Consider the following 26,548-nt stretch of genomic DNA (forward strand, 5'->3'; position numbering starts at 1 on the left):
CCCCGGACACCTGCCCCGGACGCAGCAAAGGGACAGCCCCCAATGACTGTCCCTTTCCTGAGGCCCCCCATATCCCGGCCTCCAACAGTTTATCCATCAATTCGAATAATGCAAGGATGGGCATCATCACTGCCCTCCCTGAACTGCCCGTTCAGAGAATGCGGATCATCCGGGTGTTGCCCAGGGTGTTCGGCTTGACGCGTGCCAGGTCCAGGAACTCAGCAACGCCTTCGTCGTGGGAGCGCAGGAGCTCCGAATACACCTCGGGGTCCACGGCTGACTGGTCGGCCATCACTTCGAAGCCGTGGCGTTTGAAGAAGTCCACCTCGAACGTGAGGCAGAAAACCCGGGCCACGCCGAGGGCCCGGGCTTCCTCCAACAGGTCCTCCACCAGGACGTGCCCCACCCCTTTGCCCCGCCACTGTCCGGAGGCCGCGAGGGTACGGATTTCGGCGAGGTCCTCCCACATAACGTGCAGCGCCCCGCAGCCGATCATTTCGCCGTCACTGGACTCTGCGATCCGGAACTCCTGGAGGCTCTCGTAGTAGGCCACCGTCTCCTTCGCCATCAGGATGCGTTCCTCGGCCAGGGGCGCCACAAGCTTCTTGATGGCCGGGACGTCGCTGGTGCGTGCAGGACGGATGTGGAAGGAGTCAGTCACACAGCCATCCTACGAGGGCGAAGGAGGCTGGGACATTTGCGTAGCTTGCGTCAAAGCGAGGAACGAGCAGCAAGCGGCAAATGTCGCAGCCTCCGAGCCTGAGTATCGAGGAGCTTAGAGGCCCAGTTCCGCCGGCAGGGGCAGCTCCTGGTCCAGGACGTTCCGTGCCAGGAACCACTCCACCACCTGGTACCAGACCTTGGCGTGCTGCGGTTGGAGGATCCAGTGGTTTTCATCCGGGAAATAGAGGAACCGGTGCGGTGTCTGCCCGTCGTCGTCCGCGGCCAGCCGGGACTTGGACAGGAGTTCGTACCAGAGGCGGAGGCCCTCGCCGATGGGTACCCGGTAGTCCTTGTCGCCGTGGATCACCAGCATGGGGGTGCTGATGTTTTCGACGTGCAGATGCGGGGAGTTCTCCAGCGCCATCTCCTCGGTCATTTCCTTCAGCCAGTACTGGGAGGCATCCGTGGTGGGACCAAACTGGTCCAGGGCCCACAGGCTGGCGTGGGTGACCACCGCCTTGAACCGGTCCGTGTTGCCCGCCACCCAGTTGGCCATGTAGCCGCCAAAGGAGCCTCCCATCGCGGCGGTCCGGGTCCCGTCGATGTCCGGTCGTTCCACGGCGGCGTCCGTGATGGCCATGAGGTCGGTGAACGGCGCCTTGCCCCAGGAACCCCAGCCGCGCTGGATGTGTGACTGCCCGTAACCGGTGGACAGTGCCGGGTCCGGCAGCAGGACGGCGTACCCCTTGGCCGTCAGGAGCCAGGGGTTCCAACGCCAGGTCCACGCGTTCCAGGAGCCCAGCGGGCCGCCGTGGATCCACAGCAGCAGCGGCGCCGGGGACTCCGCAGAGGCACCCTCGGGCAGCGCGAGGTAGGCGGGGACACGGGAACCGTCGGCGGCGGTGGCGGCAATGCGCTCCAGCCGCCCGGGGCAGGACGGGCGTTCGGCCGGTGCGGGCAGGCGGGTGGTTTCCCCGGTTGCCAGGTCGATGCGCACGGCCTCGGCAGGGAATGCGTAGGAGCTGCGGAGGGCGTACGCATGGCGCCCCTCCGGCGAAATGACGACGTCGGTGTAAGCCGCAGCGTCCTGCGTCACCCGGGCGACGCCCACCTGGGCGGCAGCAGACGGAACACTGACCCGGAAAACCGGCGACGCGCCGTCGTCGTCCGCCGTGACAAGGATGGCGGAGCCGTCCGGAAGCCAGGCCGCGGGCTTGGCCCAGCGGTCCCAGTCATGGGCGAGGGGCTGCAGGCCGGCGGCGTCTTCGACGACGGCCTCACCGGACACATCAAGCAGGTGCAGTTTGATCTCGGGCGCCTGGCGCGGAGTGGAGTCGGACTCGCTGACCACAACGAGCGTCCTGCCGTCGGGGCTGACCGGCCCTGGAAAGTAGCTCATGCCTTCGTGGTCCAGCAGCACCTTGAGGCTGCCCGATGCCACGTCCACCGCCACGAGCATGAAACGGCTGTCAGCCTTGGCGAGGGGCTTGGTGCAGCTGCTGTAGATGGTCTTCCCGTCGGGGCTGACCACAGTTTCCGCTTCGCGCAGCCGTGGACCGGCATCGGGCGTGAGGTTGCGCAGGACCAGGGGTGCCGTGGCATCGACCGTGGCGGGCTTGCCCGGCGCCTTGTCCTCCCCCGGTTCCACCGCGAAGATTCGCGGCTGGCCCGGCCCCAGGTCCGCGTCCCAGTAGCGGACCGGATATTCGCTGTGCAGGATGGCCGAAACCTTCTTGTCCTTGCGGGACTTGCGGCGTTCGGCGTCGTCGTCCTCATCGGCGGATCCGGCCAGGACCTCTGCCGTCACGAACGCCGCGTCGGCGTCCCTGGCCGTCATGGTGCGGCTGATGCCGCCCGGCCGGCTGAGGACCACCCTGGCCTCACCGCCGTCGGCCGGAAGCATCCACAGCGCGTTGACCGGCTCCTCATCCAGGCTGTCCGGGTCCGGGCGAGCGGACGTGAAGTAGACGTCACCGCTGGCCGCGAACGCGGCGCCGGCCTCGCCCTTGGCGCTGCGGGTGATGCGGCGGGCGTACTTCTGACCGGCCGGGTCCAGCTCCCACAATGCCGTGGAAAATTCGGTGCCCTTGCCGTTCAGGGTGCTGACGGTGGTGACCAGCCGCGAGCCGTCCGGGCTCAACGCCAGGCCGCTTACCCGTGGGATGGAGAGGTAGTGGTCGAGGTCGTGGAAGGGGGTCAGTGGTTGCTCATCCGGGATCACCGGTTCCAAGTTAGCCATGCCCCGATTCAACACGGTTTGTGCCGCCGATCACAATGCGAAAGCCCCGCCGCTCCTTGCGGAGTGGCGGGGCTTTGGCTGTGGAGGCTAGACGCTCGGGGCGATCTCCGGGATGCGCGGCTTGGCGTTGCCGGCGAAGGTGAACTTCGCGTCGTCGCCCTCGCCCTCGACATCCACGACGACAATGTCGCCGGGGTGGATCTCGCCGAACAGGATCTTCTCGGAGAGCTGGTCCTCGATCTCGCGCTGGATGGTGCGGCGCAGCGGCCGGGCACCCATGGCGGGATCGTAGCCGCGGGTTGCCAGGAGCACCTTGGCGGCCTTGGTGAGCTCGATGCCCATGTCCTTGTCCTTGAGGCGCTTCTCGAGGCGGGTGACGAACAGGTCCACGATCTCGATGATCTCGTCCTGGGTCAGCTGCGGGAACACCACGACGTCGTCAACACGGTTCAGGAACTCGGGGCGGAAGTGCTGCTTGAGTTCCTCCGTGACCCGTGCACGCATGCGGTTGTAGCCGGTCTGCGTGTCGGTGCCGGACTGGAAGCCGGTGGCGACGCTCTTGGAGATGTCCCGGGTACCCAGGTTGGTGGTCATGATGATCACGGTGTTCTTGAAGTCCACCACGCGGCCCTGGGAGTCGGTCAGGCGGCCGTCTTCCAGGATCTGCAGCAGCGAGTTGAAGAGGTCCGCGTGGGCCTTTTCAACCTCGTCGAACAGCACCACGGAGAACGGACGGCGGCGGACCTTCTCGGTCAGCTGGCCGCCTTCCTCGTAGCCCACGTAGCCCGGAGGGGCACCGAAGAGCCGGGAAACGGTGTGCTTCTCGGAGTACTCGGACATGTCCAGCGTGATGAGGGCATCCTCTTCACCGAACAGGAACTCGGCGAGTGCCTTGGCGAGCTCGGTCTTTCCGACGCCGGTGGGGCCGGCGAAGATGAACGAGCCACCAGGGCGCTTGGGGTCCTTGAGCCCTGCACGGGTGCGGCGGATGGCCTGGGAGAGCGCCTTGATGGCCTCGTCCTGGCCGACGACCCGCCTGTGCAGCTCATCTTCCATCTTGAGCAGACGCGAGGACTCTTCCTCGGTCAACTTGAAGACGGGGATGCCCGTGGAGTTGGCCAGCACCTCGGCGATGAGATCCTCATCCACCTCGGAGATGTCGTCCATGCCGCCGGACTTCCAATGCCGCTCCTTCTCCGCGCGCTCGGAAATCATCTTCTGCTCCTTGTCGCGGAGCGAAGCGGCGCCTTCGAAGTCCTGCGCGTCGATGGCGGATTCCTTCTCCATCTTCAGCTTGGCGATGCGCTCGTCCATGGCCTTGAGCTCCGGCGGAGCGGTCATGCGGCGGATGCGCAGCCGGGCGCCGGCTTCGTCGATCAGGTCGATCGCCTTGTCCGGCAAGAAGCGGTCCGAGATGTAGCGCTCGGACAGGCTGGCAGCGGAGGCCAGGGCGCCGTCAGTGATGGTGACGCGGTGGTGTGCCTCGTACCGGTCGCGCAGGCCCTTGAGGATCTCAATGGCGTGTGCCACGGAGGGTTCCTTGACCTGGATCGGCTGGAAGCGGCGCTCCAGCGCGGCGTCCTTCTCGATGTGCTTGCGGTATTCGTCCAGCGTGGTGGCACCGATGGTCTGCAGCTCCCCGCGGGCAAGCATGGGCTTCAGGATCGAGGCTGCATCGATGGCGCCTTCGGCGGCACCGGCTCCGACCAGGGTGTGGATCTCGTCGATGAACAGGATGATGTCGCCGCGGGTGCGGATCTCCTTGAGGACCTTCTTAAGGCGCTCTTCGAAGTCGCCGCGGTAGCGCGAACCTGCCACCAGGGAGCCAAGGTCCAGGGTGTAGAGCTGCTTGTCGCGGATGGTTTCCGGAACATCGCCGCGCACGATCGCCTGGGCCAGGCCCTCGACGACGGCCGTCTTGCCGACGCCGGGCTCACCGATGAGGACAGGATTGTTCTTGGTGCGGCGGGAAAGGACCTGCATGACGCGTTCCATTTCCTGCTCGCGGCCGATCACCGGGTCCAGCTTGTTCTCGCGCGCAGCCTGGGTCAGGTTGCGGCCGAACTGGTCCAGGACCACGGAACCGGCGGGTGCGCCTTCGGGCTGTCCGCCGCCGACGCCTGCGCCGGTGGTTTCCTTGCCCTGGTAGCCGGAGAGGAGCTGGATGACCTGCTGGCGGACCCGGTTGAGGTCTGCACCGAGCTTGACCAGCACCTGGGCGGCAACGCCCTCACCCTCGCGGATGAGACCGAGCAGGATGTGCTCCGTGCCGATGTAGTTGTGGCCCAGCTGGAGGGCTTCGCGCAGCGAGAGCTCCAGCACCTTCTTGGCACGGGGGGTGAAGGGGATGTGGCCGGAGGGAGCCTGCTGGCCCTGCCCGATGATCTCCTGCACCTGCTCGCGAACGCCGTCGAGCGAAATGCTCAAGGACTCAAGAGCTTTGGCGGCAACACCCTCACCCTCATGGATCAGACCCAAGAGGATGTGTTCGGTACCGATGTAATTGTGGTTCAGCATGCGTGCCTCTTCTTGGGCAAGCACAACTACGCGACGGGCACGGTCCGTAAATCGCTCAAACATTTCGCCACACTCCTAGCTACGACGTACTTTGATGCTACGTGCCCGGTCCTGAGTTGTGGAGCGTGTTCGCCACAGGGGAAACCGGGGCGCTTGCGGGAATAAGCGCTGTGGCCGGGCGGGGCACCCCGCTCCCGGGCGATATGCGAAGCCGGAAGCCCGGGCGGCCGGCGGTTTCAATGCCCGGGACGGTCCAAATGTTCCCCGCAGCGGACCCGAACGAAGCCGCCTGAATAGCCAATTGGGCAAAGCGGGCGGCGGCCCATGCAGCCGATTTTTCCAAAAATGGAAAACCCCGCTCCGCCTGACGGCGGTAAGCGGGGTTTCTGTGGAGCTAAAGCCGCCCTAGGAATTTGCCTTTTGGTAGGCTTCCTGGATTTCGGCTTGAATTCGGCCGCGGCTGTTAACGGTGTAGCCGTTGTCCCGCGCCCATTGCCGGATTTGCGCCGAATCGTGGCCGCGACCGCCGGCGGGTGCCTTGGCCCGTTGGGCCCGGGCCGCTCCGGAAGCCTTGCGTGCGACGCCAATGAACCGCTCCAGCGAAGACCGGAGCTCGGAGGCATTGGCTGCCGACAGGTCAATCTCGTAGTTGACCCCGTCGAGGCCAAACTTCACATTCTCGTCTGCGGATCCCCCATCCAGATCATCAACGAGGATGATGTTTACTTTCTGTGCCATTAAAAGTCTTCCTCTTGCTGGAAAGTTCGATTTTCAGAAAAGCAGGATGTTTCCCTAAAAAGTATGACTCTTATGTTGGCAACGCGTCAAAGCGGCTTTTGGTTCCCGGTGGATAAAGGCAGAAAGACGGCGGGGATTTAATCTAATTTGAATCCGGCCGCGGGTGCTCCGCGGGCAGTACCGGTTGTGCCGGGAGGGAATCGGCCTCAGCCTGTGCGCGGGCCTCGGCCTGGCGCTCGGCCTTGTCCGCGTTGAAGATCGCCTTCATGGCAAACCAGAAAATCAGGCCCACCACGAGGGAGGGAAGGATGACTGCTACGTATTCCATGGTCAGTGCCCTTCTGGCTTCAGCAGCGGGAACAGGATTGTTTCGCGGATACCGGCTCCGGTGAACAGCATCACCAGGCGGTCAATGCCAAGGCCAATGCCGCCCATGGGCGGAGCACCGTACTCGAGGGCGCGCAGGAAGTCCTCGTCCAGCTGCATGGCCTCGACGTCGCCGGCGGCCGCGTGCAGGGACTGCTCGGTGAGCCGCTCGCGCTGGATGACGGGGTCGATCAGTTCGGAGAAGGCGGTACCGCGTTCCATCCCGCCGATGATCAGGTCCCAGGCCTCGATCAGCCGGGCCGTCCTCACGGTGCGGGCGGGCCAGCGGCTGGGCCGAGGGCGGGTAGTCGTAAACGAAGGTGGGGTTCAGCAATGTGGGCTCCACGATCTCGCCGAAGAGCTCAACCACCAGCTTCTCGGCATCCCATTTGGGGTCCACCTTGACCTCGTGCTTTGCTGCGAGCTCGCGGAGCACCTCCGCGGACGTGTCCGGCGTGATCTCCTGCCCGACGGCGTCGGAAAGCCCCGGGTAGACGGCCAGCCACGCCCATTCGCCGTCGAGGTTGATCTCCCCCGCCTCTGTTTGCAATACGCGTCCGGCCCCCACGGCGTCCGCGGCGTCGAGGATGATCTCCTTGATCCGCTCCGCCATGACGAACTGGTCGGCCCAGGCCTCGTAGCATTCAAGGGTGGTGAATTCGGGGCTGTGGGTGGAGTCCACGCCCTCGTTGCGGAACACCCGGCCCATGTCGTAGACGCGGTCGATGCCGCCCACCACTGCACGTTTGAGGTACAGCTCGGTGGCGATCCGCAGGGTCATCTTCTGGTCGAAGGCGTTCATGTGGGTCTCGAACGGACGCGCGAGGGCGCCGCCGTGGACCAGGTTGAGGATGGGGGTTTCCACTTCCACGTAGCGGTGGCGGAACAGCGTTTCGCGGATGGAGCGGGTGATGGCGGCGCGGGTGTAGACCATTTCGCGGGCTTCGTCGCGGACCATCAGGTCCACGTAGCGCTGGCGGACCCGGGTTTCCTCGTTCAGGTCCGCGTGCAGGACGGGCAGCGGGCGGAGTGCCTTGGATGCCATGGACCAGGATTCGGCCATGACGGACAGCTCGCCGCGGCGCGAGGAGATGACTTCACCCTTGATGAACACATGGTCGCCAAGGTCCACCAGGGCTTTCCATTCCGCGAGGGCTTCCTCGCCCACGTTGGCCAGGCTCAGCATGGCCTGCAGGCGCGTGCCCTTGCCGTCCGTACCGCCTTCCTGCAGGGTGGCGAAGCAGAGCTTGCCGGTGTTGCGGACGAAAACCACCCGGCCGGTGACGCCCACGGTGTCGCCGGTGGTGTCGTCCGCCTCGAGGTGGGCGTACTTTTCCCGGATCTCGGCGAGGGAATGCGTGCGTTCCACTCCCACGGGGTACGCCTCCGCGCCGCGCTCAAGAAGCTTGGCGCGCTTTTCCATGCGGATCCGCACCTGCTCGCTGGCGTCGAGGGGCTCCGGGGCGTTCTTGGGCGCGGGGGTGTTTTGGGAAGTCACAATCATCAAGTTTACCGGGACTTGGCCGCCCGGACTTTCAGCCGGCCCGCAGGCTTGCCGCCTAGGATGGGCGGGTGAAAGAACGGGTACTTCCAACGCACGACGGCGGCAGGCTGGCTCTCTACAGCTACGGCACCGAGGATGCGCCGGGAGAAAGGCGCGTGGTGCTGATCGGCGGCGCGTTCCTCACCGCCTCGATTTACCGCCCCTTCTCGATCGAACTGGCGAAGGGCCTGGGCGAAGGCTGGGCGGTGGACGTGTACGACCGCCGGGGCCGGGGCAATTCCTCCGAGCAGCCCCCGGACTACTCCATGGCCACCGAGATCTCCGACCTCCGGACCGTGATGGATGCGACCGGCGCACGGAACATCCTGGGCCACAGCCTGGGCGGTGCGGTCGCGCTCAATGCCGTGCAGGAGTTCACCGGCACCGGCTGCGTGCCGGACAAACTGGCGGTGTACGACGCCGCGGTAAACATCGACGACAGCATCGACACCGACTGGCTGGACGGATTCGAGGACGCGGTCAACAACGGCAAGGTGGGCCGCGCCTTGGCGTACATGAAGAAGGCCACCAGCCCCGGCTCCGTCATGGCCCGGATCCCCGATCCCGTGCTGGCAGGGCTGATGGCCGTGCTGTCGCGGACCAAGGTGAACACTTTGTTCCGCCAGGTGATGCCCAGCGGAGTGGGCGAGCTGCGCGCAGCCTTCGACGAAAAGGACCACGCCCGCGACTTCAGCGTGCTGCCGGCCGGCACCCATTTCATGGCCGGCGGGAAGAGCCCCACCTATTACAAGGTGACGGCTGAGCGGCTGCACGCAGCCGTTCCCGGCAGCACCTACCAGCTCTCCCCTAAATGCTTCCACGGCTCCATCCCGGCAGCGGTCAAGGAACTCGTGACGGATATCTCCACGTACTTCACGGGAGGGAATCCGGACGGCCCGCCCGGCCCGGATTCCACCGAAGCTATGCCCGTTCCCCGCGGCTGAAGCCTGCAAGGGCGGCAACTCCCAGGTCCCGCCACACGGTCCGCGGTTTCGGTTCCACGCTCAGGTCAGCCAGCCAGTCGCCCCAGGCGGTAATATCCTTGCCGCCTGCGGCGGCCACGGCGTCACAGGCGAACCCGACGGCGGTGGACCCGTCCCGTCCCAGCAGGCGCCGAGTTCCTCCAGCGGGCCACCTCGGCCAGGGTGGGGTGGAACGGTGCTGCGGGGACCAGGAGGGCATCGAAGCCCTGGAGCTGGGCCATGGCAGTGGCTTTCAGCTCCTCGAGCCGCGCGGTATCGGCAACGTACCGGCGCGTCGGGACTGTCCCCGCCGCCCGGATGATGCCTGCCCGCCCGTCCGTGATGCCCGCACCCGGCTTGCTCGGCTAGGCTCGGAACATGACGCGTGAGAACATCAGGACCCCCGACGGCGGCACTGTGGAGCTCTTCTCCACCGGTGCGGAACTCGCTTCGGCAGGTTCGGGCGTGGTGGTCGTACCGCCCTCCATGGTGACGGCGGCCGATTACACCAAGTTTGCACAAAAACTGAGCGCCGCCCTGGGCCGGCCGGTGCACACCTTTAACCGGCGCGGCCGCGGATCCTCGTCGCCCCAGCCCGAGGATTACACGCTGGATGTGGACATCCGCGACCTCGATACAGTCATGAAGCACACCTCCAGCACGGACGTCTTTGGCCACAGCTTCGGCGGCGCCGTTGCCCTCCACGCGGCACGGACCCTGCCGGTGGAACGGCTGGCCGTCTACGACCCCGCGGTCTCAGTGAACGGCAGCGTTACGGCCAGCTGGATTGTGGAATACGAACGCGCCGTCGCCGCCGGAGACGACGACCGCGCCCTCGCAGTGATCCAGCGGGGCCTCGAGGCCGGCGGCACGTTCTCATCAAGGATGCCGCTGTCCATGCTCACGCTGGCCAACAAGCTGACCGCAGGCACCACCGAAGGCAAGCAGCAACGCGAGCTGATGCGCACCGGTGTCCGCGAAATCAAGGCCATCATCGCCGCGGACATGCCGGCCGAACCGTTCCAGGCGCTCCCCCTGGAGACGCTGATCGTGGTGGGCGAAAAGAGCCCGGCCTACTTCGGCATCGCCTGCGGCCAGATCCACGACGTCCTCTCCGGCTCCAGCTACACCATCCTGCCCGGCTTCGGCCACGACGGCGCCATCAAGGCCCCGGACAAGCTGATCAAGGAACTGAGCGACTTCTTCGCCGGCTGATCCCGGCGGCGGTGGTTGGGAGCCGGTCTCAGTGCCCGCCGTGCCCTGCCGCGGCGCCTGCGGTCTTGCGCATCATCGCGGACAGCACGACGGCGGCAAGGGCTATGACTGTTGCCGTCAGGAAGGCGGCGCTCATCCCGGCGACGAGTCCCGACGTCGCACTCACCACCGCGAAGATGGACACCAGCAGCGCTGTGCCGGCAGCGCCGGCCACCTGCTGGGTAGTGCTCATGATCGCCGAGCCGTGCGAGTAGAGGTGCGGAGGCAGCGGGTTCAGCCCGGTGGTGAAGGCCGGAGTGAACAGCAGGGCCAGGCCGAAGCTCAGCCCGACGTGCAGGGTGATGATCCACCAAACCGCAGTGCCGGCGTCGAGCATTGAAAACTGCCAGAGCGTCACCACCATCAGGATGGACCCGGTCACGGTGAGCGGCAACGGGCCCACCTTGTCGAACGCACGTCCGATCACCGGGCCAAGCAGGCCCATCGCCAGGCCGCCGGGGAGCAGCGCCAGTCCGGTTTCCAGCGAGCCAAGGCCGCGGACTTCCTGCAGGTAGAGCGGCAGCAGGATGACCCCGCCGAACAAGGCCATCATGGCCACCACCATCAGCAGGACCGAGACGGTGAACATCCGGAAGTTGAAGGCGCGCAGGTCCAGCAGCGGCGCGGCAGCCTTCTGCAGGCGGAGCTGGCGGAGGACGAAAACCGTCAGGGCAGCCACGCCGATGACCAGGGCTCCGATGGCTGCGGCGCCGGGACCGGCCTGGCCGCCATGGCCGCCGCCGATCTGGCTGAGCCCGTAGACCAGGCCGCCGAAAGCCGGGACGGTGAGGAGCACGGAGAAGAAGTCCAGTTTGGTCTTTTCCGTCTCGCCCACGTTGGTGAGGAACTTCGCGCCGATGGCCAGGGCCGCGAGGGCCACCGGCAGCACGAACACGAACATGAAGCGCCAGGTGAAGTGCTCAAGGATCAGCCCGGAAACGGTGGGGCCCATGGCGGGGGCAACCGAAATGGCGATGCTGACATTGCCCATGACGGCGCCGCGCTTGGCCAGCGGGACCAAGGTGAGGATGGTGGTCATCAGCAGCGGGAGCATGATGGCGGTGCCGCCGGCCTGGACGATGCGTGCCAGCAGCAGGACTTCAAACCCGGGAGCCACCGCCGCCAGCGCGGTACCGCCGGTAAACAGGCCCATGGCCAGCATGAATACGGCCCGGGTGGACAGGCTTTGCAGGATGAAGCCCGTGGTGGGGATGACCACGGCCATGGTGAGCATGAAGCCGGTGGACAGCCACTGGACGGTGGGCGCGTCCACGCGGAGGTCCACCATGAGCCGCTGCAGGGCGACATTCATGATGGTCTCGTTGAGGATCACCACGAACGTCGCCACCAGCAGGGTGCTGATGATGGTCACCGACTCCCGGGACATCTTCTCCGGCGCAGCGGGCAGGGTGTCTGCCCGGGGTTCCGCGAGGGTTCCTTCGACCGGAACGGGCTGGCCGCCGGCGTTGGGAGAGATTTCGGTAGACATGGGTGTTCCCCCAGGGGTTCTTGGAGTGATGCGCGGTCGGCGCCGCTGCAGATGCCAACACTCTACCCGTTGGAGTAATTCCCCGGCACGGGTAATTCTCCCAAATCCTGAGGGAACAGTTGGGGTCTTAGGCCGTCTGGCCCGCGTGCTCCCCTTCGGAGATCTCTTCCACCAGCTTGTTGTTGAAGGCCGGGAGGTCATCCGGGTTCCGGCTTGTCACCAGGCCCTGGTCCACCACCACTTCCTGGTCCGTCCAGTTGGCGCCGGCATTCTTCAGGTCCGTCTCAAGGGTGAAGTAGGACGTGACGTTGCGGCCCTTGATGACTCCTGCATCAATCAGCAGCCATGGCCCGTGGCAGATGGACGCCACCGGCTTGTGCTGTTCAAAGAAGCTGCGCGTGAAGCTCTGCGCGTCCTTGTCCACGCGCAGATGATCCGCGTTGACGACGCCGCCGGGAAGGACCAGTGCGTCATAGTCGGAGGCGTTTGCTTCCGCCACCGTGAGGTCGACGTCGAAGGTGTCTCCCTTATCCGTGCCGTTGTAGCCCTGCAGCTTGCCGCTCTTGGGGGCCACCAGGGTAGGCTCGCCGCCGGCGTCCTTCACGGCCTGCCAGGGACTGGTCAGCTCCACCTGCTCCACGCCGTCAGTCAGCAGGAATGCGACCTTCTTGCCTGCGATGCTGTGCTCGGACATTGTTCCTCCTCGCCTGAGGCGGACCAGCAGCCTTACGGCGTACGGAGGTCCGCTTCCAGAGTTGATTTCCTGACGATTTCCAGCCTAGGAAAGGTGAAAGTAATAAGCAAGCTGACTATATTGGTTTATGCGCGCGATTTGGTGAGCCTGCGATGCGCTTCTCCATTTTCGACGCAGAGGTTCCTGGCCGCGCCCGACATATAGCGGGCGGAAAGGAACGGCTGCCTCGAAGGCGACCATGGGTTTCGTGGATAGATGTGGGTGTCGCAGGTAGATGTGGGTGTCGAAAAAGACCAAACCGCCCAATCGGGACCTTCGGACTCTGGTGCTGCGGGCTTAGGCAGCAATCAAGTACAGACAGAACCCGCTTTACGGCAGTAAGGTTTCACCTACGCGCAGTGCTCTCGAAGCCGCAGCGGCCACCCCACGGGCCACTTCGGATTGGTGCAAGGAGGCCCCGATGACAGTAGAGCGAATGTTCCAAGGCGTTCCGTCGGACCCGGACCCCTGGATGTCCGGCGACACTCCTGAGGATGTCCGGCAGTTCGCCATCGAATCGCTCCGATGGCAAGCGCAGGAGATCATCGATGAGGTGCTCTGCAGCAAGGATCCGAGGGAAGAGTGGGTGCGGGACCGGCTCCGTGGGTGTGTGGCCAGGAATCCCGGGCGCCCGGAGCGCGCGCTCCTCGAGCAGCTCATGACCAGCCCGGACAAGTCCGGCTTGTAGTCCGTACCAAATGTCGCCGGCGCTCCAGGCCTGCGCGGCAACCCGGGGAGCCTGGAACCCAGCGCTTCAGGAACTGAGCGGCATGTTGTCGATCAGCCGGACCGGGCCCACCTTGGCCGCGATGAGGGCCAGGGCGTCGCCACGGAAGGGAGTCTCCCTGCAGTTCTCCGCCAACGGCTCGAGCGTGCCCGGATCCACCACTTCGAAGTAGTCCAGTTCCACCAGCGGCTGGGACTCCACCAGGGCCAGCGCCGATTCAAGGTCCAGGGGCTCGTGGGCATTCGCACGCTCTTCCAGCAGCCGCAGTGCCCGGGACAGGACCAGCGCGGCGTCCCGCTGGTCATCGGACAGGAACCGGTTACGGCTGGACAACGCCAGCCCGTCCGCCGACCTCACCGTGGGCACGCCGACGATCTCCACCGGGAAGTTCAGGTCCGCCGCCATCCGCCGCACCAGGGCCAGCTGCTGGGCGTCCTTCTGCCCAAAGTAGGCCCGGTACGCCGGCAGGCCACCGCCGGGGGAAGCTGCGCCCGCGGACCCGGCCGGAAGCCCTGTCGCCGGCATGCCATAGTGCAGCAGCTTCGCCACCACGGTCAACGCCCCGTCGAAATGGCCGGGCCGTGATGCGCCCTCCCATTTGTCGCCGAGGCGGCCGGAGGTGATCCGCACCAGCGGCTCCCCGCCGGGATAGACCTCCTCAACGGAGGGCGCGAAGGCCAGGTCCACGCCCTGTTCCTCCAGCAGGGCAAGGTCCGCGTCAAGCGTCCTTGGATAGCGGTCCAGGTCCACGGCGTCGCCGAACTGCAGGGGGTTGACGAAGATGCTCGCCACCACCACGTCATTGTCTTCGACGGCGGTACGCGCCAGCGCGGCATGGCCCTCGTGGAGTGCGCCCATGGTGGGTACCAGCCCCTGTGAAGCGCCTCGCTTGGCGCTGAGGAGCCGGGCGTTCTCGGCGTGCAGGCCGGCGACGGTGGTGACGAGTTGAATGGACATTCAGTCTTCCTTCGGATCGAGGGCCTCGCGCAGCCCCTTCAGCTGGTCGGGTTTGAGCAGTCCGCGGCCCTCCGCCCGCAGGGCTGTGGCCCGGGCCATGGCAAGGTAGGCCTCCAGCACGTCACCGTGCCCGCCGCCGTCGAACTCCCGCAACGCCTCCGCGTGGGCCCGGACCGTCCCCACATCCCCGCGGGCCACCGGGCCGGTCAGTGCGGATTCCCCGGAGGCCAGCGCGTTTTCCAGCGTTGCCCGCAGCAACGGGCCCAGCATGCGCTCCGGCAGCTCCACCCCTACCTCGCGCAGCAGCTGTGACGCCTGCGCCACGAGGGTGGCCATGTGGTTGGAACCATGGGCCAGGGCAGCGTGGTAGAGGGTCCTGTCCGCTTCCGCGATGGCCACCGGTTCCGCGCCCATCTCCACCACCAGGGCCTGGGCGATGGGCAGCATGGCGGCATCGGCCGTTACGCCGAAGGTGCAGTCCAGCAACCGGGTGAGGTCCAGGCTCATGCCAGTGAACGTCATGGCCGGGTGCAGGGCCAGCGGCACGGCACCGGCGGCGCGCACCGGATGCAGCACGCCCACGCCGAAGCGGCCGGAGGTGTGGGCCACCAGCTGGCCGGGCTGCCAGGCGCCGAGCTTCGCCAGCCCCTCCACGAGGCCCGGCAGGGCGTCGTCGGGCACGGCCAGCAGCACCAGTTCGGCGCGCTCCACGATGTCCTGCACCTCCAGGATGGGAACGCCCGGCAGGAGGGACCCGGCACGTTCACGGCTTGCGTCTGAGACCGCCGAGACCCCGACGACGGCGTGCTCGGCAGCGCGCAAAGCCGCGCCGAGCACGGCTCCCACCTTGCCGGCGCCAATAATTCCGACGCCGAGGCGTCCGGGTTTAGCCATGCTGCTGGCCTTCCTGTTGGTAGGGGGTGCTCGCTTTCACAGGCCCCGTGGTGGTGGCTCCAGGGTCAACCACCAGTTCGGTTCCAAACGGGTGCAGCTGGTCAACGGCCGGGGCAACCTGCCGCAGCCACTGCTCCGTGGCTTGCCGCTTCCGCGCCAGCCGGGCACGCGCGGACTGGTCGTTGAAGAGTTGCCGTGCCTCATCCAGCCCCGCCTGGGTCAGCCGCGGGGCGACGGGTCCGGCGGTGGTGTGCAGCACCAGGTCTGCCACCCGGAACCGCCGTGCCACGGGCCCCTGCTGCAAGGCCATCGACTGCGTTCGCTGGTGGGGAACCACCGCGAGCTCCCGCCACCAGCGACCGGAGCGGATCAACAGGGCCGTGTCCGTGGCGGCAAAGCCATTGCGGCGCCAGGCGAAGGGAGCCAGCAGCCACGCCCGCCGCGGCGTGGTGACGAACCCGCCGTCGGAATCCCGCCCCGTCAGGCCGGCTGCAAAAACCGCCGCGGGCTGGTCGGTTCCCGGGTCCGGCAGCACCAGGGAGAGCATGGCCAGGACGTCGGGCATCGTGCCCACGGGCAGGAGGATGGTCCTGGTATTGCCCTCGACGGCGTTGCCGGACTGCCCGTAGCCGGCCACATTCACCTGCATCCGGTACCAGCCGAACGGGCGCCACAGCGGCGACTGGGCAACCTTCACGGCCTGGATCCGGCCGGGCGGAAGGGTCTGCGTCTGGGTGTCCAGCAGGCCGTACCGCAGCCGGATACCGTCCGGCGAGACCGCAGCCCTGAAGTTGTAGCCCCGGTTGAAGTAATTCCAGTAGCCCGCCGCCAGGCCCAGGGCCGCCGGCACCAGGTAGAAGTAGAAGGCCCGGTTGTCCGTCACCGCGGACAACACCACGGAGGCGGCGCCGCCCACCACAACAAAGAAGCTCTGCTCACTGAGCAGCAGCGATCCAAGAAGGCGCGACGGCGGGACGGAAAGTACCGGGAATTCCGGCGCCTCGGGTGCGGGCCGGGACGGCTGTTCGGCCCCGGCAACGACGCCGGCTCCGGACGTGGCGACGGCTGCGGCACCCGACGCCCGGGACAGGATGGTGGCACGAAGTTGGCGCGCGTCGTCGATCTTGAGGTAGGCGAGCCGCACCGCGGACTCGCCCGCATCGGCCACCTCGAACTTGAGTTCGGCCAGGCCGAAGATGCGGGCCAGCAGCGGCTGCACGATGTCGATGGCCTGCACCCGGTCCAGCCGTGCCTGCCGGTGCTGGCGGAACAGCAGGCCGCTGGTGACCCGGACGTAGCCGCCGGACACCTGGTATTTGGTGAAGTACCAGGTCAGCACGAATCCCAGCACCGCCATGGCCAGCACTGCTGCGCCACCGCCCAGGAGCCACGGGGCGCGCCGCGCCAGGCCTTCCTCGAAAACGGGCTGGCCCTGCAGGGCCCGTTCAAAGATGTCCCGGCCAAAGAAGAACGCAATGGCGGCAAGGGCAAACCAGCCCCTGACGAACGGCGAGGCGGGGTGCACACGCAGCCATCCGTCGTCGGACGCTGCAGCAGTGTCCCGGCCTGCCGCAGCAGACGGCCTGGCAGGCAGCTGGCCGTCAGCGGTCACAGCCCGGCCAGCCTGGCTTCGCCGCGGGCAGTCAGTTCTTCCCTCAGCCGGGCGCCCTCAGCCGCAAGCAGGCCGGGAAGGCGGGCGTTGGTGCCGGGCGAGGCGGTGTGGAGTTTCAGCGTGCACAGGCCCAGGGCGCGCTCCACCGGCCCGACGGCGATATCCACATACTGCATGCGGCCATACGGCACGGCCATGGTGCGCTGGAAGAAGATGCCGCCCCTGACCAGCAGGTCCTCATCCCGTTCGGCGTAGCCGATAGCCCGGACCTGCCGCGGAATGAGCACCAGCCGCCACAAGGCCAGCACCAGCATGGCGGCCGGGACGGTCACGGCCAGCCACAGCGGCGGCCAGGACCACCAGCCGAGGAGGACAAACACCAGCGGAGCGGACAGGACCAGCACCGCAACCAGGTTGCCCAGGGCCCATTCCGCCAGCCGTACCGTGACATACCGTGGTGACACCCGCTGCCAGGCAATACCGGGCGGGTCAATCGCCTCGGTACGCATATTCGCCTTCCCCGGCGGCCTCCCCGCGGGCAGGGCGGCCCTTGCCGTCGGCACTGTTGGTGTCGCCGTCCTCCGGGGGAATCCGGCAGAACCGCTCCACCAGCAGTCCCACCACGATCATCACCAGGCCGCCGCCGGCCATGGCCAGCGCCAGCCAGGTGATGCCCTGGTCGCTTCGCATGCTCCATATCCTCAACTGGTCCAGGAAGATGCCCACGTGCCAGCCCAGCAGAACCGTTCCGGCGTAGGCACACGCCTGGGCAAGGATCAGCGTCCGCGCAGCCAGCAGCGGATCCAGTTGGGTCTTCTTTGCCTTGCTGCCGGGCTTCTGGCTGTTGCGCCACCGCCAAACCCGGATGCCCAGGATCAACGTGATGATGACGATGACGCCCATGGTGGCCAGCGCGGTGGCCGGAAGGACAGGCGTGGCAATGCCGTAGCGGCTGGTCACCACCGTCGCCGCCCAGCCCGCGATGGCAAGGACGACGCCGATCAGCATCAGGCGCAGCGGGTTGATGGGCTTCATCGCGGCTCCACTGCTCCCGCCGTCGGCATCCCGTCGAAGTCCCCGAAACCGTCGAACGGGGCGAGATCGCCAAAGTCCTCGGCGCGGGCCGCCAGCGCGCTGATCCGCTCCCCGTCCAGGGTGGCGGCAGGTTCGATGAGCGACCAGGGATACAGGACGAAGGCGCGCGTGGCAGCACGGGGATGCGGGAGGGTCAGTGCGGGATCGCCGCTGCGCAGGTCGCCGTAGGTGATGATGTCGACGTCGAGCGTCCGCGGCCCCCAGCGGACCTCGCGGACGCGGTGGTGCTTGTTCTCCACCGCCTGGCAGTGCTCCAGCAGGTCCTGCGGGCTCAGGCTGGTTTCCACGGTGATGACCATGTTCAGGAAGTCCGGCTGGCCGGCCGGGCCGCCCACGGCCTTCGTTTGGACGATCGGGGACACGGCCAGGAGCCGGACTTCCGGCGGGTCAACCAGGTCGGCTACGGCTTCGGTCAGGGTTTCGTTCCGCTCGCCAAGGTTGCTGCCAAGGGCCAGCACGGCTTTGCTGTAGGTGCCGTTCATGTCTGCTCCCCGGACAGGCCGCTGCCGGCGGGGATGCGGGTCCGGTGGACGGTCACGGCGACGTCGCCGAAGGGCACCTCGATGGGAGCCTGGGGCTTGTGCACGGTGATGTCCACGGCCTGGAGCTTGAACTCGGAGAGAAGGCTGCCGGCAATCCGAACGGCCAGGGCCTCGATGAGGTTCAGTGGTTCCCCGGAGATCCATTCTGTAATACGCTGCGCCACCTCGCCGTAGTGCGCGGTGTCACGGACATCATCGGAGTCCGCCGCTGCGGTGAAGTCCAGGTAAAGCACCGCGTCCACCACAAAAGGCTGGCCCTCGCGGCGTTCAAAATCAAACACGCCGTGATGGCCGACGGCGGTCACACCCGTCAGCGTAATCCTGTCCATGGGTCCCCCGGCCCTAGTGTGTTTTGGGTACGGTTTGTGGCGTGGGTACCGCAGCCATGCGGGCGGCCACCTTGACGGCGTCGAGGCTTGACCCGACGTCGTGCACGCGGACAGCCCAGGCACCGCGGGAGGCGCTGATGGCGGTGATTGCCGCCGTGGCACCATCCCGTTCCTCCGGAGCAGCGGACTTGCCGGCGACGGTGAGCAGCGTGCCAAGGAACCTCTTGCGGGAGGCCGCCACCAGCACGCGGTGCCCCAGGCTGTCCAGCTGGTCCAGGTTCCGCAGCAGCTCCCAGTTGTGGGAATCGTTCTTGGCGAATCCCAGGCCCGGGTCAACGATGATCTGTTCGGGGCTGACGCCCGCGGCGTAGAGCTTGTCGCGCACCCCTGCCAGCTCCGCCACAACTTCGCCGGCCACGTCTGTGTACTCAGCGAGGGAATTCATGGTCCGGGCGTCCCCGCGGCGGTGCGTGAGGACGTAGGGCACCTTGGACGCTGCGACGAGCTCGGCCATTTCCGGTTCGATACTCAACCCGGAGACGTCATTGATGATGGCGGCTCCGGCCTTCAGCGCGGCGGCCGCGGTGGAAGCGTGGGTGGTGTCGATGCTGACCAGCGCACCGGCCTTCACAAGTGCTTCGATGACCGGCAGGACCCGCCGCTGCTCTTCCTCCGGCGTAACGTCCTCGGCGCCTGGCCGTGTGGACTCGCCGCCGACGTCAATGATGTCCGCCCCCGCGTACAACATCCGCAGGCCAGCCGCGATGGCGGTGTCCGCAGTGGGGTGCTTCCCGCCGTCGCTGAACGAGTCCGGGGTGACGTTCAGGATCCCCATGACCAGCGTGCGGTCGGTGGGGAGGTCCTCGAAGCGCGCCGCCGGACGGGGCTTGCGCAAAATGGGCAGCGGGGAGGTTGCCGGCCCCGTTCCGGGGGCTGCAGCGAGTGAATCCATGGTTTGTTACCTTCCGAGGATGAGGCTCATGGCCTCGGCACGGGTGGCCGGGTCATGCAGCTGCCCGCGGACCGCACTGGTGACGGTCTTCGCTCCGGGCTTGCGGATGCCGCGCATCGACATGCACATGTGCTCGCATTCAACAACGACGATCGCCCCGCGGGGCTTGAGGTAGCGGACCATCGCTTCAACGATCTCCGTGGTCAGCCGCTCCTGCACCTGCGGGCGGCGGGCGTAGATGTCCACCAGCCGGGCCAGCTTGCTCAACCCGGTGACCTTGCCGTCATGCGATGGGATGTAGCCAACGTGGGCCACTCCGTGGAACGGCACCAGGTGGTGCTCGCACGTGGAGTAGAACGGGATGTCCTTGACCAGGACCAGCTCCTCGTGGTCCAGGTCAAAAGTGGTGGACAGGACGTCCGCAGGGTTGTGATGCAGTCCGGCGAACACCTCGGCGTACGCCTTCGCAACCCTTTTGGGGGTATCCACCAGGCCGCCGCGGTCCGGGTCCTCGCCGATGGCGAGGAGGATCTCACGGACGGCGGCCTCGATCCGTGGCCGGTCCACTTTTTCATGCTTTGAGGACCGGTGACCGTCCTCCGCCAGGTGTTCGGCGGAGGCGGAAACGTCGTCGTCGTCGAAGGAAGTCACAGGGAAAGCTTAGCCGTGAAGGGTCCCGGGCCCCGATTCGGGGGCGCCTCCGTGAAACGGTGCATCCTCCGGAACGCCCTGCGAATGTGGTGGCTGGGCATCCAGCGGCTCATCCATCCGGGCCTTCTTGGCTTCCTCCTGGGCCTCGCGCTCGGCCTTCTCCCGGCGGCTTTCCACCGGCCCGTTGAGCTGCACGGCGCGGGTCTCCTTGGACAGCCACACCTCACGGAAATCACGCTTGCGGACGTCACGGAAGATGTCGGCGATCTCGGCCTGGTTCAGGGTTTCCCGTTCCAGCAGCTCGAGGGCCAGGAAGTCCAGGATGTCCCGGTTTTCGGTGAGGATTTCGTACGCCTCATCGTGGGCCTGCTCAATCAGCCGGCGCACTTCCTCGTCCACAACGTAGGCGATCTGGTCCGAGTAGTTGCGCTCGTGCCCGGCGTCGCGTCCCAGGAACGGCTCGCCGCCGCCCTGGCCCAGCCGGACCGCGCCGACGCGTTCGCTCATGCCGTACTCGGTAACCATCTTGCGTGCGGTGCCGGTGGCCTTTTCGATGTCGTTGGAGGCGCCGGTGGACGGATCGTGGAACACGATCTCCTCGGCGACACGGCCGCCCATGGCGTACGCCATCTGGTCCAGGAGTTCGTTGCGGGTCACGGAGTACTTGTCGTTGTCCGGCACCACCATGGTGTAACCCAGGGCCCGGCCGCGGGGCAGGATGGTGATCTTGGTGACCGGTGCGGAGTTCCGCAAGGCTGCTGCCACCAGTGCGTGCCCGCCCTCGTGGTAGGCGGTGATCTTGCGCTCGTGTTCCTTCATGACACGGCTGCGCTTCTGCGGGCCGGCCATCACTCGGTCAATGGCCTCGTCCAGGGCGCGGTCGTCAATGAGGTTTGCATTGGAGCGCGCCGTCAGGAGCGCGGCTTCGTTGAGGACGTTGGCGAGATCGGCACCCGTGTAGCCGGGGGTTTTCTTGGCCACGGCCTTGAGGTCGACGCCGGGCGCCATGGGCTTGCCTTTGGCGTGGACTTGCAGGATCTGGTCGCGGCCGATCATGTCGGGCGCGTCCACACCAATCTGGCGGTCGAAGCGTCCCGGCCGCAGAAGGGCCGGGTCCAGGACGTCGGGCCGGTTGGTGGCGGCGATCAGGATGACGTTGGTCTTGACGTCGAAGCCGTCCATCTCCACCAGCAACTGGTTGAGGGTCTGCTCGCGTTCGTCGTTGCCGCCGCCGATTCCGGCGCCGCGGTGCCGGCCGACGGCGTCGATCTCGTCCACGAAGATGATGGCCGGCGAGTTGGCCTTGGCCTGTTCGAAGAGGTCGCGGACGCGGGAGGCGCCGACGCCGACGAACATCTCAACGAAGTCGGAGCCCGAGATGGAGAAGAAGGGCACACCGGCCTCACCGGCGACCGCGCGGGCCAGCAGGGTCTTACCGGTGCCGGGGGGACCGTAGAGCAGCACACCCTTGGGGATCTTGGCACCGACGGCCTGGAACTTGGCTGGCTCCTGCAGGAATTCCTTGATCTCCTGCAGTTCCTCCACGGCCTCATCCGCGCCTGCGACGTCGGCGAAGGTCACCTGCGGCATGTCCTTGCTGACCATCTTGGCCTTGGACTTGCCGAACTGCATGATCTTCGAACCGCCGCCCTGCATGCGGGTCATCAGGAACCAGAACAAGGCGCCCAGCAGGATGACGGGGATCAGGAGCGAGAGCAGGCCGGAGAACCAGTTGCTTTCGATCGGCTGGTCGGTGAAGCCCTGGGCCGGCTTGGCGTCGGTGACAGCCTTCACCACATCCTGTGCACGGGCGTCCACGAAGAAGAACTGCACGCTCTTGCCTTTGTCCTGCCCGTCCACCTGGAGGTTGTCCTTCAGCGTGAGGTCAACGCGGTTCTCGCCGTCGAAGATCTTGGCCTGCTCCACCTTGTTGCTGGAGAGCAGTTCCAGGCCCTTGTCCGTATCTATCCGGGCCGCACCGCCGGGGGCGAGCGTTGCAAAGGCCACGAGGAGCAGACCGACCACAACGACGATCCAGATGCCCGGGCCTTTGAAGAAGTTCTTAGCTTTCATCTGTTCGGGGCCTGGCCCCGTCCCTTCCGGTAGTGCTTCACGGCGAGTAGTCTGCGCGCGTGATGGTGCTGCGTCAGCTTCTAGCTATACACCGTCCGGAGTACATCACGCATAGCGAAAAGCAAAAGTTCCCTTTGGGCGTAGCGGGCCCGGAAATCCGGGAATGCCCCGGTCAGGACTGTTCCCGCGGCGCTGCAATGGACCCGCGGGTGACCAGCGGGCAGCCGAGGAGCACCGGGTCAGTGGTTCCGTCGGGGTCGTCGGCGCCGCCCGGACCGGCTTCGATCGCGTCGATCAACCGGTCGGCCGCCCAGGCCCCCATCCCGTAGTGCGGCAGGGCCACGGTGGTCAGGCCGGGGTGGAGGCTGGCGGCAATCAGTTCCTGGTCATCGAAGCCGACGACCGACAGGTCGCCCGGGATGGAGAGGCCCAGCTCGGCGGCCGCGCGGTAGGCGCCCATGGCCATGCGGTCGTTGTAGCAGAAGAGGCCCGACGGCGGGTGGCCGCCTCCCAGCATCCTGCGGGCGGCAGCGTATCCGCCGGCAGCATCGGACGACGCCGGCTGGACAGGGGCGGAGGCACCGTCCAGGCCCGCACGGGTCAGCGTGTCCCGGAAACCCTGGAGCCGCCGGACGGTGGAGGGAACGTCCTCGGTGTTGTTGATGAACCCGATCCGGGTGTGGCCTGCGGCAAGCAGTGCTTCCACCGCGGCGGCCGCGCCGCCGTACTCGTCCGGGACCACGGCCGGGAAGCTGTCGTCGGCCGTGACGGCATCCACCAGGACGGAAGGGACCTTGCCGAGGTTGGCGGGCGCCTGCAGGTACCGGTGGTACATGGTGGCGTAGAGGATGCCGTCCACCTGCCGCTCTAGCAGGGACTCAACGTCCGCTTCGCGGGAGCCGTGGTCCGCCGAGCCCGCGGTATTGATGATCATCAGGGTGTAGCCGCGGGCGCGGGCCGCTTCATCGGCGCCGAGGATGATGCGGCCGGCGTGCGGTGTGGTGGCAACATCCTCGCTGACCAGGCCCAGCACGCCGGACTTGCGGCTGCGGAGGGCCCGGGCCAGCCGGTTGGGCCCGTACCCCAGCCGGACCGCCGTCGTCTTCACTTTTTCGCGTGTCTCCGGGCTGACGCGGGCATACGGCGCGTCATTGAGGACATGGGAAACGGTGGTTGCGGACACCCCGGCCGCCCGGGCCACGTCCCTGATGCCGATGTTCCTGCTACTCACGGTGGTTGCCTTGGGCAGCAGGGGCTGCGGTCGCGGGCAGCTTATTCGTAGACGTGCGGGGCGAGGGTTCCCACGAAGTCCAGGTTGCGGTACTTTTCGGCGTAGTCCAGGCCGTAGCCCACCACGAATTCGTTGGGGATGTCGTAGCCGACGTACTTGACGTCGATCTGCACCTTGGCGGCGGTGGGCTTGCGGAACGCGGTGCAGATCTCCACCGAGGCGGTGCCGCGGGATTCGAGGTTGGTCTTCAGCCAGGACAGCGTGAGGCCGGAATCGATGATGTCTTCGACGATCAGGACGTCCTTGCCCATCAGGTCGGTGTCCAGGTCCTTCAGGATCCGCACCACGCCGGAGGACTGGGTCCCGGAGCCGTAGGAGGACACTGCCATCCAGTCCATCGAAACGTGGCTGTGCAGGGCCCGGGCCAGGTCCGCCATGACCATCACGGCGCCCTTGAGGACACCGACAATGAGGATTTCGCGCCCTTCGTAGTCCTTGTCGATCTGCGCGGCGAGTTCGGTGATCCGCTGCTGGATCTGTTCCTTGGTGTAGAGAACGTGCTTGAGGTCTGCCTGGACGTCGTTTGAATCCACCAATGGCTCCTGTTTAGATGCGGGGTGCGACTAATTTTCGGGCGGTTTTTGAGGCCGGAATACTAGCTTCCCACAGCGCACCCGTTCACGGGGAACGGAACCGGCGCCTCCCGGGCTCCCCGGGCCGCCGGCCTCGGCCGGCCGTTCCAGTTGCGCCAGTGATAGCCGGTACACGCTCACGCCGCCGGGAAGCTCCACCGGGCCGGCGGAACCCTGCCGCCGCAGCAGCGCTTCCGCCGCCAAAAGGCGCTGGTAGCTTGGCTGCTGGGCGCCGGCGTCGGCCGCCGCCTTGGCGATCACGCGGAACCTGATGGCAGGGGCCAGGGCGCGCAGCGCCTCCTCCGGCAGGGCCAGGCCACTGCCGTCCCGCTCCACGAGGGACGCGTAGGTGCTTTCCGCCACATCCTCGAGGTAGTCCGCGTCAAGCTGCAGGATCGCGGCTGTCCGGGCCAGGGATTCGGCGACGCCGGGGCCCAGTTTCTCCTCAAGGTGCGGGAGCACCTCCACCCGGGTACGCGAACGGGCGAACGCGGGGTCGCTGTTGGTGGGATCGTGCCAGGGGTCCAGTTCCTCCACGGCGCAGATCTCCTCCGTGTCCGCCCGGCGCAGCCCCAGGAACGGGCGCAGCAGGACGCTTTTTCCGTTTCCTGCCCGGGCGGGCCGCATCCCGGCGAGGGAACGGGTTCCGGAGCCGCGGGCCAGGCCCAGCAACACCTGCTCGGCCTGGTCGTCGAGGGTGTGGCCCAAAAGGATGGCGCCGGCGCCCTGCTGGTCCGCTGCTGCCTCCAGCGCGGCGTGCCGGGCCTCCCGGGCCGCGGCCTCGGGCCCCATGCCGGCGGCCGAGACCGTGACAGAGCGGATTTCCACGGGGTCGAGGCCCAGCTCCCGCAGTGCCTCCGCGGTGCGGGCGGCAACCTGGGCCGAGCCGGCCTGCAACTGGTGGTCCACCACTACGGCGCCCACGGCCAGCGGGTGGCCGTCAACGTTTCCGCGGCGGGCGAAGTAGGCGGCCACCGCGGCGAGCGCCAGGGAGTCGGGCCCGCCGCTGCACGCGACGGTGACGCGGCGCGGGTATCCAGCCTCGGCGAGGGCTTTTTGGAGCATTTTGCGTGCAGTGCCGACGACGGGCGCGAGCCTTCCGGGCCGGCGTCGTCCGCTGCGTCGCGGGGTGGCGGGAGCTTCAGGCGTGGAGGGGCGGGGCGGCTGGGCGTCCGGCAATCAGAGGCCCATCCGGTCAATCCACAGCTTGGCGTCGTGGATCTCAGGCTCCGTGGGCAGGTTGTCCGCAGACTCCCACACCTTGTTGAAGCCCTCCATGCCGGCCACGTCCACCACGGCGCGGACAAAGCGGGCGCCGTCGGAGTACTGCCGCATTTTTGCGTCCAGGCCCAGCAGGCTGCGGATGAACTTCTCGATGACGCCGCGGTCCTTGCCGCGGTCGTTGAACCGCTGCCGGATGGTCTTCACCGAAGGGACGATGCTGGCGTCAACGGCATCCATCACCACGTTGGCGTGCCCTTCGAGGAGGCTCATCACCGCGGTGAGGTGCGAGATGGCGGCCTTCTCCTCGGGGTCCTGCAGCAGGTCCAGGATGGCGCCGCGGCCGGGCGTGTTTCCGGTGGCGGAGCGGTCCTTGAGGGACCGAGCGGCTGCGGTGGCGCGCTCCATCAGGGAATCGACGTTGCCCAGCAGGTGGCCGCTGAGTTCGTCGATCTGCTCCAGCATGTGGTGGCGCAGCCAGGGCGCCGCGGCGAACTGGACACGGTGGGTCTGCTCGTGCAGGCACACCCAGAGCCGGAAGTCCTCCGGCGCGACGTTGAGTTCGCGCTCCACCGAGACGATGTTCGGCGCCACGAGCAGGAGCCTGCCGGCTGCAGGGGCGGTGGAGTTCTCGGCCAGCGCCGCGAATGGGTCGTACTGGCCCAGCACCTTGCTGGAGAGGAAGGCCAGCACGGCACCGAGTTGGCTGCCGGTGATGGCGCCGCTGACGCTGGCCGCGGATGGGCTCAGGGTCCCGCGGCGGGTGTCCAGCATCTTCTGCATGGCGGGCTTGAGCATCACCGCAAAGCTCTGGGTGTTGGCCTTGGCCCAGGACGCCCGGTCAACCACCAAGACTGAGGAGTCCCTCAAGTCCCGCGCGGCTTCCAAGCCGGTGATTTCGTGGACGTGCGGGACAGACTCGTCCGCGAGCCGGCGCAGGCTGTCCACCGCCTCGGCAATGGCCTTTTCATCCAGCACTGGGCCGGCCGGAGCCAGCCGCGCCGCGGTGGAAGCAGCGAGGTCCCAATTGATCAGGGACTGGGCCGTTGGGGACAACGTCGGTGCGGACTCGCGCGCAGTGGACTCCATGGTTCCCATCAGAACACAGCAGCCCGGGGCACGTCCTTA

25 protein-coding genes and 1 pseudogene are annotated in these 26,548 nt (G+C 67.0%); 3 read left to right on the forward strand and 23 right to left on the reverse strand.

Translation table 11 applies throughout. The features are described from left to right. Positions 1-151: 151 nt before the first annotated feature. The 6 genes and pseudogenes from QF050_RS02365 to lysS form a co-directional block, all read right to left on the reverse strand. A complete protein-coding gene (locus QF050_RS02365; protein WP_308928977.1) occupies positions 152-661 on the reverse strand; it encodes an amino-acid N-acetyltransferase in 510 nt (169 codons plus the stop codon). 114 nt (positions 662-775) lie between these two features. Further along, positions 776-2,902 (reverse strand): prolyl oligopeptidase family serine peptidase, encoded by a 2,127-nt coding sequence (locus tag QF050_RS02370; protein WP_308928978.1) that lies wholly within the window; start codon positions 2,900-2,902, stop codon positions 776-778. An 87-nt stretch (positions 2,903-2,989) separates the two neighbouring features. Continuing rightward, on the reverse strand, positions 2,990-5,482 hold the full coding sequence (locus QF050_RS02375; RefSeq protein ID WP_308928979.1) for an ATP-dependent Clp protease ATP-binding subunit: 2,493 nt from the start codon (positions 5,480-5,482) through the stop codon (positions 2,990-2,992). Positions 5,483-5,824: 342 nt separating this feature from the next. Then, positions 5,825-6,157 carry an Lsr2 family protein gene (locus QF050_RS02380; RefSeq protein WP_308928980.1) on the reverse strand — a complete coding sequence of 111 codons (333 nt, stop codon included), beginning with the start codon at positions 6,155-6,157 and terminating at the stop codon, positions 5,825-5,827. Between the two features lie 142 nt (positions 6,158-6,299). Continuing rightward, entirely contained in the window at positions 6,300-6,485 is a 186-nt protein-coding gene (locus QF050_RS02385; protein ID WP_308928981.1) for a hypothetical protein, read from the reverse strand. 2 nt (positions 6,486-6,487) lie between these two features. Continuing rightward, a pseudogene (lysS, locus tag QF050_RS02390) lies at positions 6,488-8,027 on the reverse strand (lysine--tRNA ligase). Positions 8,028-8,095: 68 nt separating this feature from the next. Between lysS and QF050_RS02395 the strand changes: the two are divergent. After that, a complete protein-coding gene (locus QF050_RS02395; protein ID WP_308928982.1) occupies positions 8,096-9,010 on the forward strand; it encodes an alpha/beta hydrolase in 915 nt (304 codons plus the stop codon). A 122-nt stretch (positions 9,011-9,132) separates the two neighbouring features. On the opposite strand, the gene QF050_RS02400 is transcribed toward QF050_RS02395, so the two are convergent. Beyond that, positions 9,133-9,270 (reverse strand): hypothetical protein, encoded by a 138-nt coding sequence (locus tag QF050_RS02400; protein WP_308928983.1) that lies wholly within the window; start codon positions 9,268-9,270, stop codon positions 9,133-9,135. 136 nt (positions 9,271-9,406) lie between these two features. Between QF050_RS02400 and QF050_RS02405 the strand changes: the two genes are divergently transcribed. Further along, positions 9,407-10,243, forward strand: a complete 837-nt coding sequence (locus QF050_RS02405) for an alpha/beta hydrolase (RefSeq protein ID WP_308928984.1) — start codon at positions 9,407-9,409, stop codon at positions 10,241-10,243. Between the two features lie 28 nt (positions 10,244-10,271). Here the strand turns inward: QF050_RS02405 and QF050_RS02410 are convergent, their stop codons facing one another. Both QF050_RS02410 and QF050_RS02415 read right to left on the reverse strand, forming a co-directional pair. Continuing rightward, positions 10,272-11,771, reverse strand: a complete 1,500-nt coding sequence (locus QF050_RS02410) for a DHA2 family efflux MFS transporter permease subunit (RefSeq protein ID WP_308928985.1) — start codon at positions 11,769-11,771, stop codon at positions 10,272-10,274. 127 nt (positions 11,772-11,898) lie between these two features. Continuing rightward, complete coding sequence (locus tag QF050_RS02415; protein ID WP_308928986.1) at positions 11,899-12,465, reverse strand: type 1 glutamine amidotransferase domain-containing protein; 567 nt, start codon at positions 12,463-12,465, stop codon at positions 11,899-11,901. Positions 12,466-12,925: 460 nt separating this feature from the next. Here QF050_RS02415 and QF050_RS02420 point away from each other — a divergent pair, with 460 nt between their 5' ends. Then, positions 12,926-13,192, forward strand: coding sequence for a hypothetical protein (locus tag QF050_RS02420; protein ID WP_308928987.1), 267 nt, complete (start codon positions 12,926-12,928; stop codon positions 13,190-13,192). A gap of 66 nt (positions 13,193-13,258) precedes the next feature. Here the strand turns inward: QF050_RS02420 and QF050_RS02425 are convergent, their stop codons facing one another. The 14 genes from QF050_RS02425 to QF050_RS02490 all read right to left on the reverse strand — a co-directional run bounded on the left by QF050_RS02425 (position 13,259) and on the right by QF050_RS02490 (position 26,509). After that, the gene (locus QF050_RS02425; protein ID WP_308928988.1) at positions 13,259-14,188 is read right to left on the reverse strand and encodes a pantoate--beta-alanine ligase; all 930 of its coding nucleotides are present in this window, start codon (positions 14,186-14,188) and stop codon (positions 13,259-13,261) included. Next, the gene (locus QF050_RS02430; RefSeq protein WP_308928989.1) at positions 14,189-15,082 is read right to left on the reverse strand and encodes a DUF2520 domain-containing protein; all 894 of its coding nucleotides are present in this window, start codon (positions 15,080-15,082) and stop codon (positions 14,189-14,191) included. Beyond that, complete coding sequence (locus tag QF050_RS02435; RefSeq protein WP_374121490.1) at positions 15,075-16,694, reverse strand: PH domain-containing protein; 1,620 nt, start codon at positions 16,692-16,694, stop codon at positions 15,075-15,077. The genes QF050_RS02430 and QF050_RS02435 overlap by 8 nt, the downstream gene beginning before the upstream one ends. Further along, positions 16,691-17,203: a PH domain-containing protein gene (locus QF050_RS02440; RefSeq protein WP_308928990.1), complete on the reverse strand. Its 513-nt coding sequence runs from the start codon at positions 17,201-17,203 to the stop codon at positions 16,691-16,693. The genes QF050_RS02435 and QF050_RS02440 overlap by 4 nt, the downstream gene beginning before the upstream one ends. Beyond that, positions 17,184-17,729 carry a DUF3180 domain-containing protein gene (locus QF050_RS02445; protein WP_308928991.1) on the reverse strand — a complete coding sequence of 182 codons (546 nt, stop codon included), beginning with the start codon at positions 17,727-17,729 and terminating at the stop codon, positions 17,184-17,186. The genes QF050_RS02440 and QF050_RS02445 overlap by 20 nt, the downstream gene beginning before the upstream one ends. Beyond that, positions 17,726-18,271 (reverse strand): 2-amino-4-hydroxy-6-hydroxymethyldihydropteridine diphosphokinase, encoded by a 546-nt coding sequence (gene folK, locus QF050_RS02450; RefSeq protein WP_308928992.1) that lies wholly within the window; start codon positions 18,269-18,271, stop codon positions 17,726-17,728. Before folK ends, QF050_RS02445 begins: the two co-directional genes overlap by 4 nt. Next, positions 18,268-18,660 (reverse strand): dihydroneopterin aldolase, encoded by a 393-nt coding sequence (gene folB / locus QF050_RS02455; RefSeq protein WP_308928993.1) that lies wholly within the window; start codon positions 18,658-18,660, stop codon positions 18,268-18,270. Before folB ends, folK begins: the two co-directional genes overlap by 4 nt. A gap of 13 nt (positions 18,661-18,673) precedes the next feature. Beyond that, positions 18,674-19,612: a dihydropteroate synthase gene (gene folP, locus QF050_RS02460; protein ID WP_308928994.1), complete on the reverse strand. Its 939-nt coding sequence runs from the start codon at positions 19,610-19,612 to the stop codon at positions 18,674-18,676. Positions 19,613-19,618: 6 nt separating this feature from the next. After that, complete coding sequence (gene folE / locus QF050_RS02465) at positions 19,619-20,263, reverse strand: GTP cyclohydrolase I FolE (RefSeq protein ID WP_308928995.1); 645 nt, start codon at positions 20,261-20,263, stop codon at positions 19,619-19,621. A 9-nt stretch (positions 20,264-20,272) separates the two neighbouring features. Next, complete coding sequence (gene ftsH, locus QF050_RS02470) at positions 20,273-22,336, reverse strand: ATP-dependent zinc metalloprotease FtsH (RefSeq protein ID WP_308928996.1); 2,064 nt, start codon at positions 22,334-22,336, stop codon at positions 20,273-20,275. A 172-nt stretch (positions 22,337-22,508) separates the two neighbouring features. After that, on the reverse strand, positions 22,509-23,567 hold the full coding sequence (locus tag QF050_RS02475) for a LacI family DNA-binding transcriptional regulator (RefSeq protein WP_308928997.1): 1,059 nt from the start codon (positions 23,565-23,567) through the stop codon (positions 22,509-22,511). Positions 23,568-23,608: 41 nt separating this feature from the next. Then, complete coding sequence (hpt, locus tag QF050_RS02480; protein WP_308928998.1) at positions 23,609-24,160, reverse strand: hypoxanthine phosphoribosyltransferase; 552 nt, start codon at positions 24,158-24,160, stop codon at positions 23,609-23,611. Between the two features lie 30 nt (positions 24,161-24,190). After that, a complete protein-coding gene (gene tilS / locus QF050_RS02485) occupies positions 24,191-25,264 on the reverse strand; it encodes a tRNA lysidine(34) synthetase TilS (protein WP_308932078.1) in 1,074 nt (357 codons plus the stop codon). A 114-nt stretch (positions 25,265-25,378) separates the two neighbouring features. Next, complete coding sequence (locus tag QF050_RS02490) at positions 25,379-26,509, reverse strand: zinc-dependent metalloprotease (protein ID WP_308928999.1); 1,131 nt, start codon at positions 26,507-26,509, stop codon at positions 25,379-25,381. Positions 26,510-26,548 lie beyond the last annotated feature (39 nt).

This window comes from Arthrobacter sp. SLBN-112, assembly GCF_030944625.1.
Classification (GTDB): domain Bacteria; phylum Actinomycetota; class Actinomycetes; order Actinomycetales; family Micrococcaceae; genus Arthrobacter.

Excerpts from the sequence above, each read along its gene's own strand:
- QF050_RS02370 (WP_308928978.1), bottom strand. The coding sequence starts at position 2,902 with ATGGCTAACTTGGAACCGGTGATCCCGGATGAGCAACCACTGACCCCC.
- QF050_RS02425 (WP_308928988.1), bottom strand. The coding sequence starts at position 14,188 with ATGTCCATTCAACTCGTCACCACCGTCGCCGGCCTGCACGCCGAGAAC.
- QF050_RS02410 (WP_308928985.1), bottom strand. The coding sequence starts at position 11,771 with ATGTCTACCGAAATCTCTCCCAACGCCGGCGGCCAGCCCGTTCCGGTC.
- QF050_RS02400 (WP_308928983.1), bottom strand. The coding sequence starts at position 9,270 with ATGGCCCAGCTCCAGGGCTTCGATGCCCTCCTGGTCCCCGCAGCACCG.
- QF050_RS02445 (WP_308928991.1), bottom strand. The coding sequence starts at position 17,729 with ATGAAGCCCATCAACCCGCTGCGCCTGATGCTGATCGGCGTCGTCCTT.
- QF050_RS02415 (WP_308928986.1), bottom strand. The coding sequence starts at position 12,465 with ATGTCCGAGCACAGCATCGCAGGCAAGAAGGTCGCATTCCTGCTGACT.
- ftsH (WP_308928996.1), bottom strand. The coding sequence starts at position 22,336 with ATGAAAGCTAAGAACTTCTTCAAAGGCCCGGGCATCTGGATCGTCGTT.
- QF050_RS02375 (WP_308928979.1), bottom strand. The coding sequence starts at position 5,482 with ATGTTTGAGCGATTTACGGACCGTGCCCGTCGCGTAGTTGTGCTTGCC.
- tilS (WP_308932078.1), bottom strand. The coding sequence starts at position 25,264 with ATGCTCCAAAAAGCCCTCGCCGAGGCTGGATACCCGCGCCGCGTCACC.
- QF050_RS02440 (WP_308928990.1), bottom strand. The coding sequence starts at position 17,203 with ATGCGTACCGAGGCGATTGACCCGCCCGGTATTGCCTGGCAGCGGGTG.
- QF050_RS02405 (WP_308928984.1), top strand. The coding sequence starts at position 9,407 with ATGACGCGTGAGAACATCAGGACCCCCGACGGCGGCACTGTGGAGCTC.
- folB (WP_308928993.1), bottom strand. The coding sequence starts at position 18,660 with ATGGACAGGATTACGCTGACGGGTGTGACCGCCGTCGGCCATCACGGC.
- QF050_RS02420 (WP_308928987.1), top strand. The coding sequence starts at position 12,926 with ATGACAGTAGAGCGAATGTTCCAAGGCGTTCCGTCGGACCCGGACCCC.
- folP (WP_308928994.1), bottom strand. The coding sequence starts at position 19,612 with ATGGATTCACTCGCTGCAGCCCCCGGAACGGGGCCGGCAACCTCCCCG.
- folK (WP_308928992.1), bottom strand. The coding sequence starts at position 18,271 with ATGAACGGCACCTACAGCAAAGCCGTGCTGGCCCTTGGCAGCAACCTT.
- QF050_RS02490 (WP_308928999.1), bottom strand. The coding sequence starts at position 26,509 with ATGGAGTCCACTGCGCGCGAGTCCGCACCGACGTTGTCCCCAACGGCC.
- QF050_RS02380 (WP_308928980.1), bottom strand. The coding sequence starts at position 6,157 with ATGGCACAGAAAGTAAACATCATCCTCGTTGATGATCTGGATGGGGGA.
- QF050_RS02385 (WP_308928981.1), bottom strand. The coding sequence starts at position 6,485 with ATGGAATACGTAGCAGTCATCCTTCCCTCCCTCGTGGTGGGCCTGATT.
- QF050_RS02430 (WP_308928989.1), bottom strand. The coding sequence starts at position 15,082 with ATGGCTAAACCCGGACGCCTCGGCGTCGGAATTATTGGCGCCGGCAAG.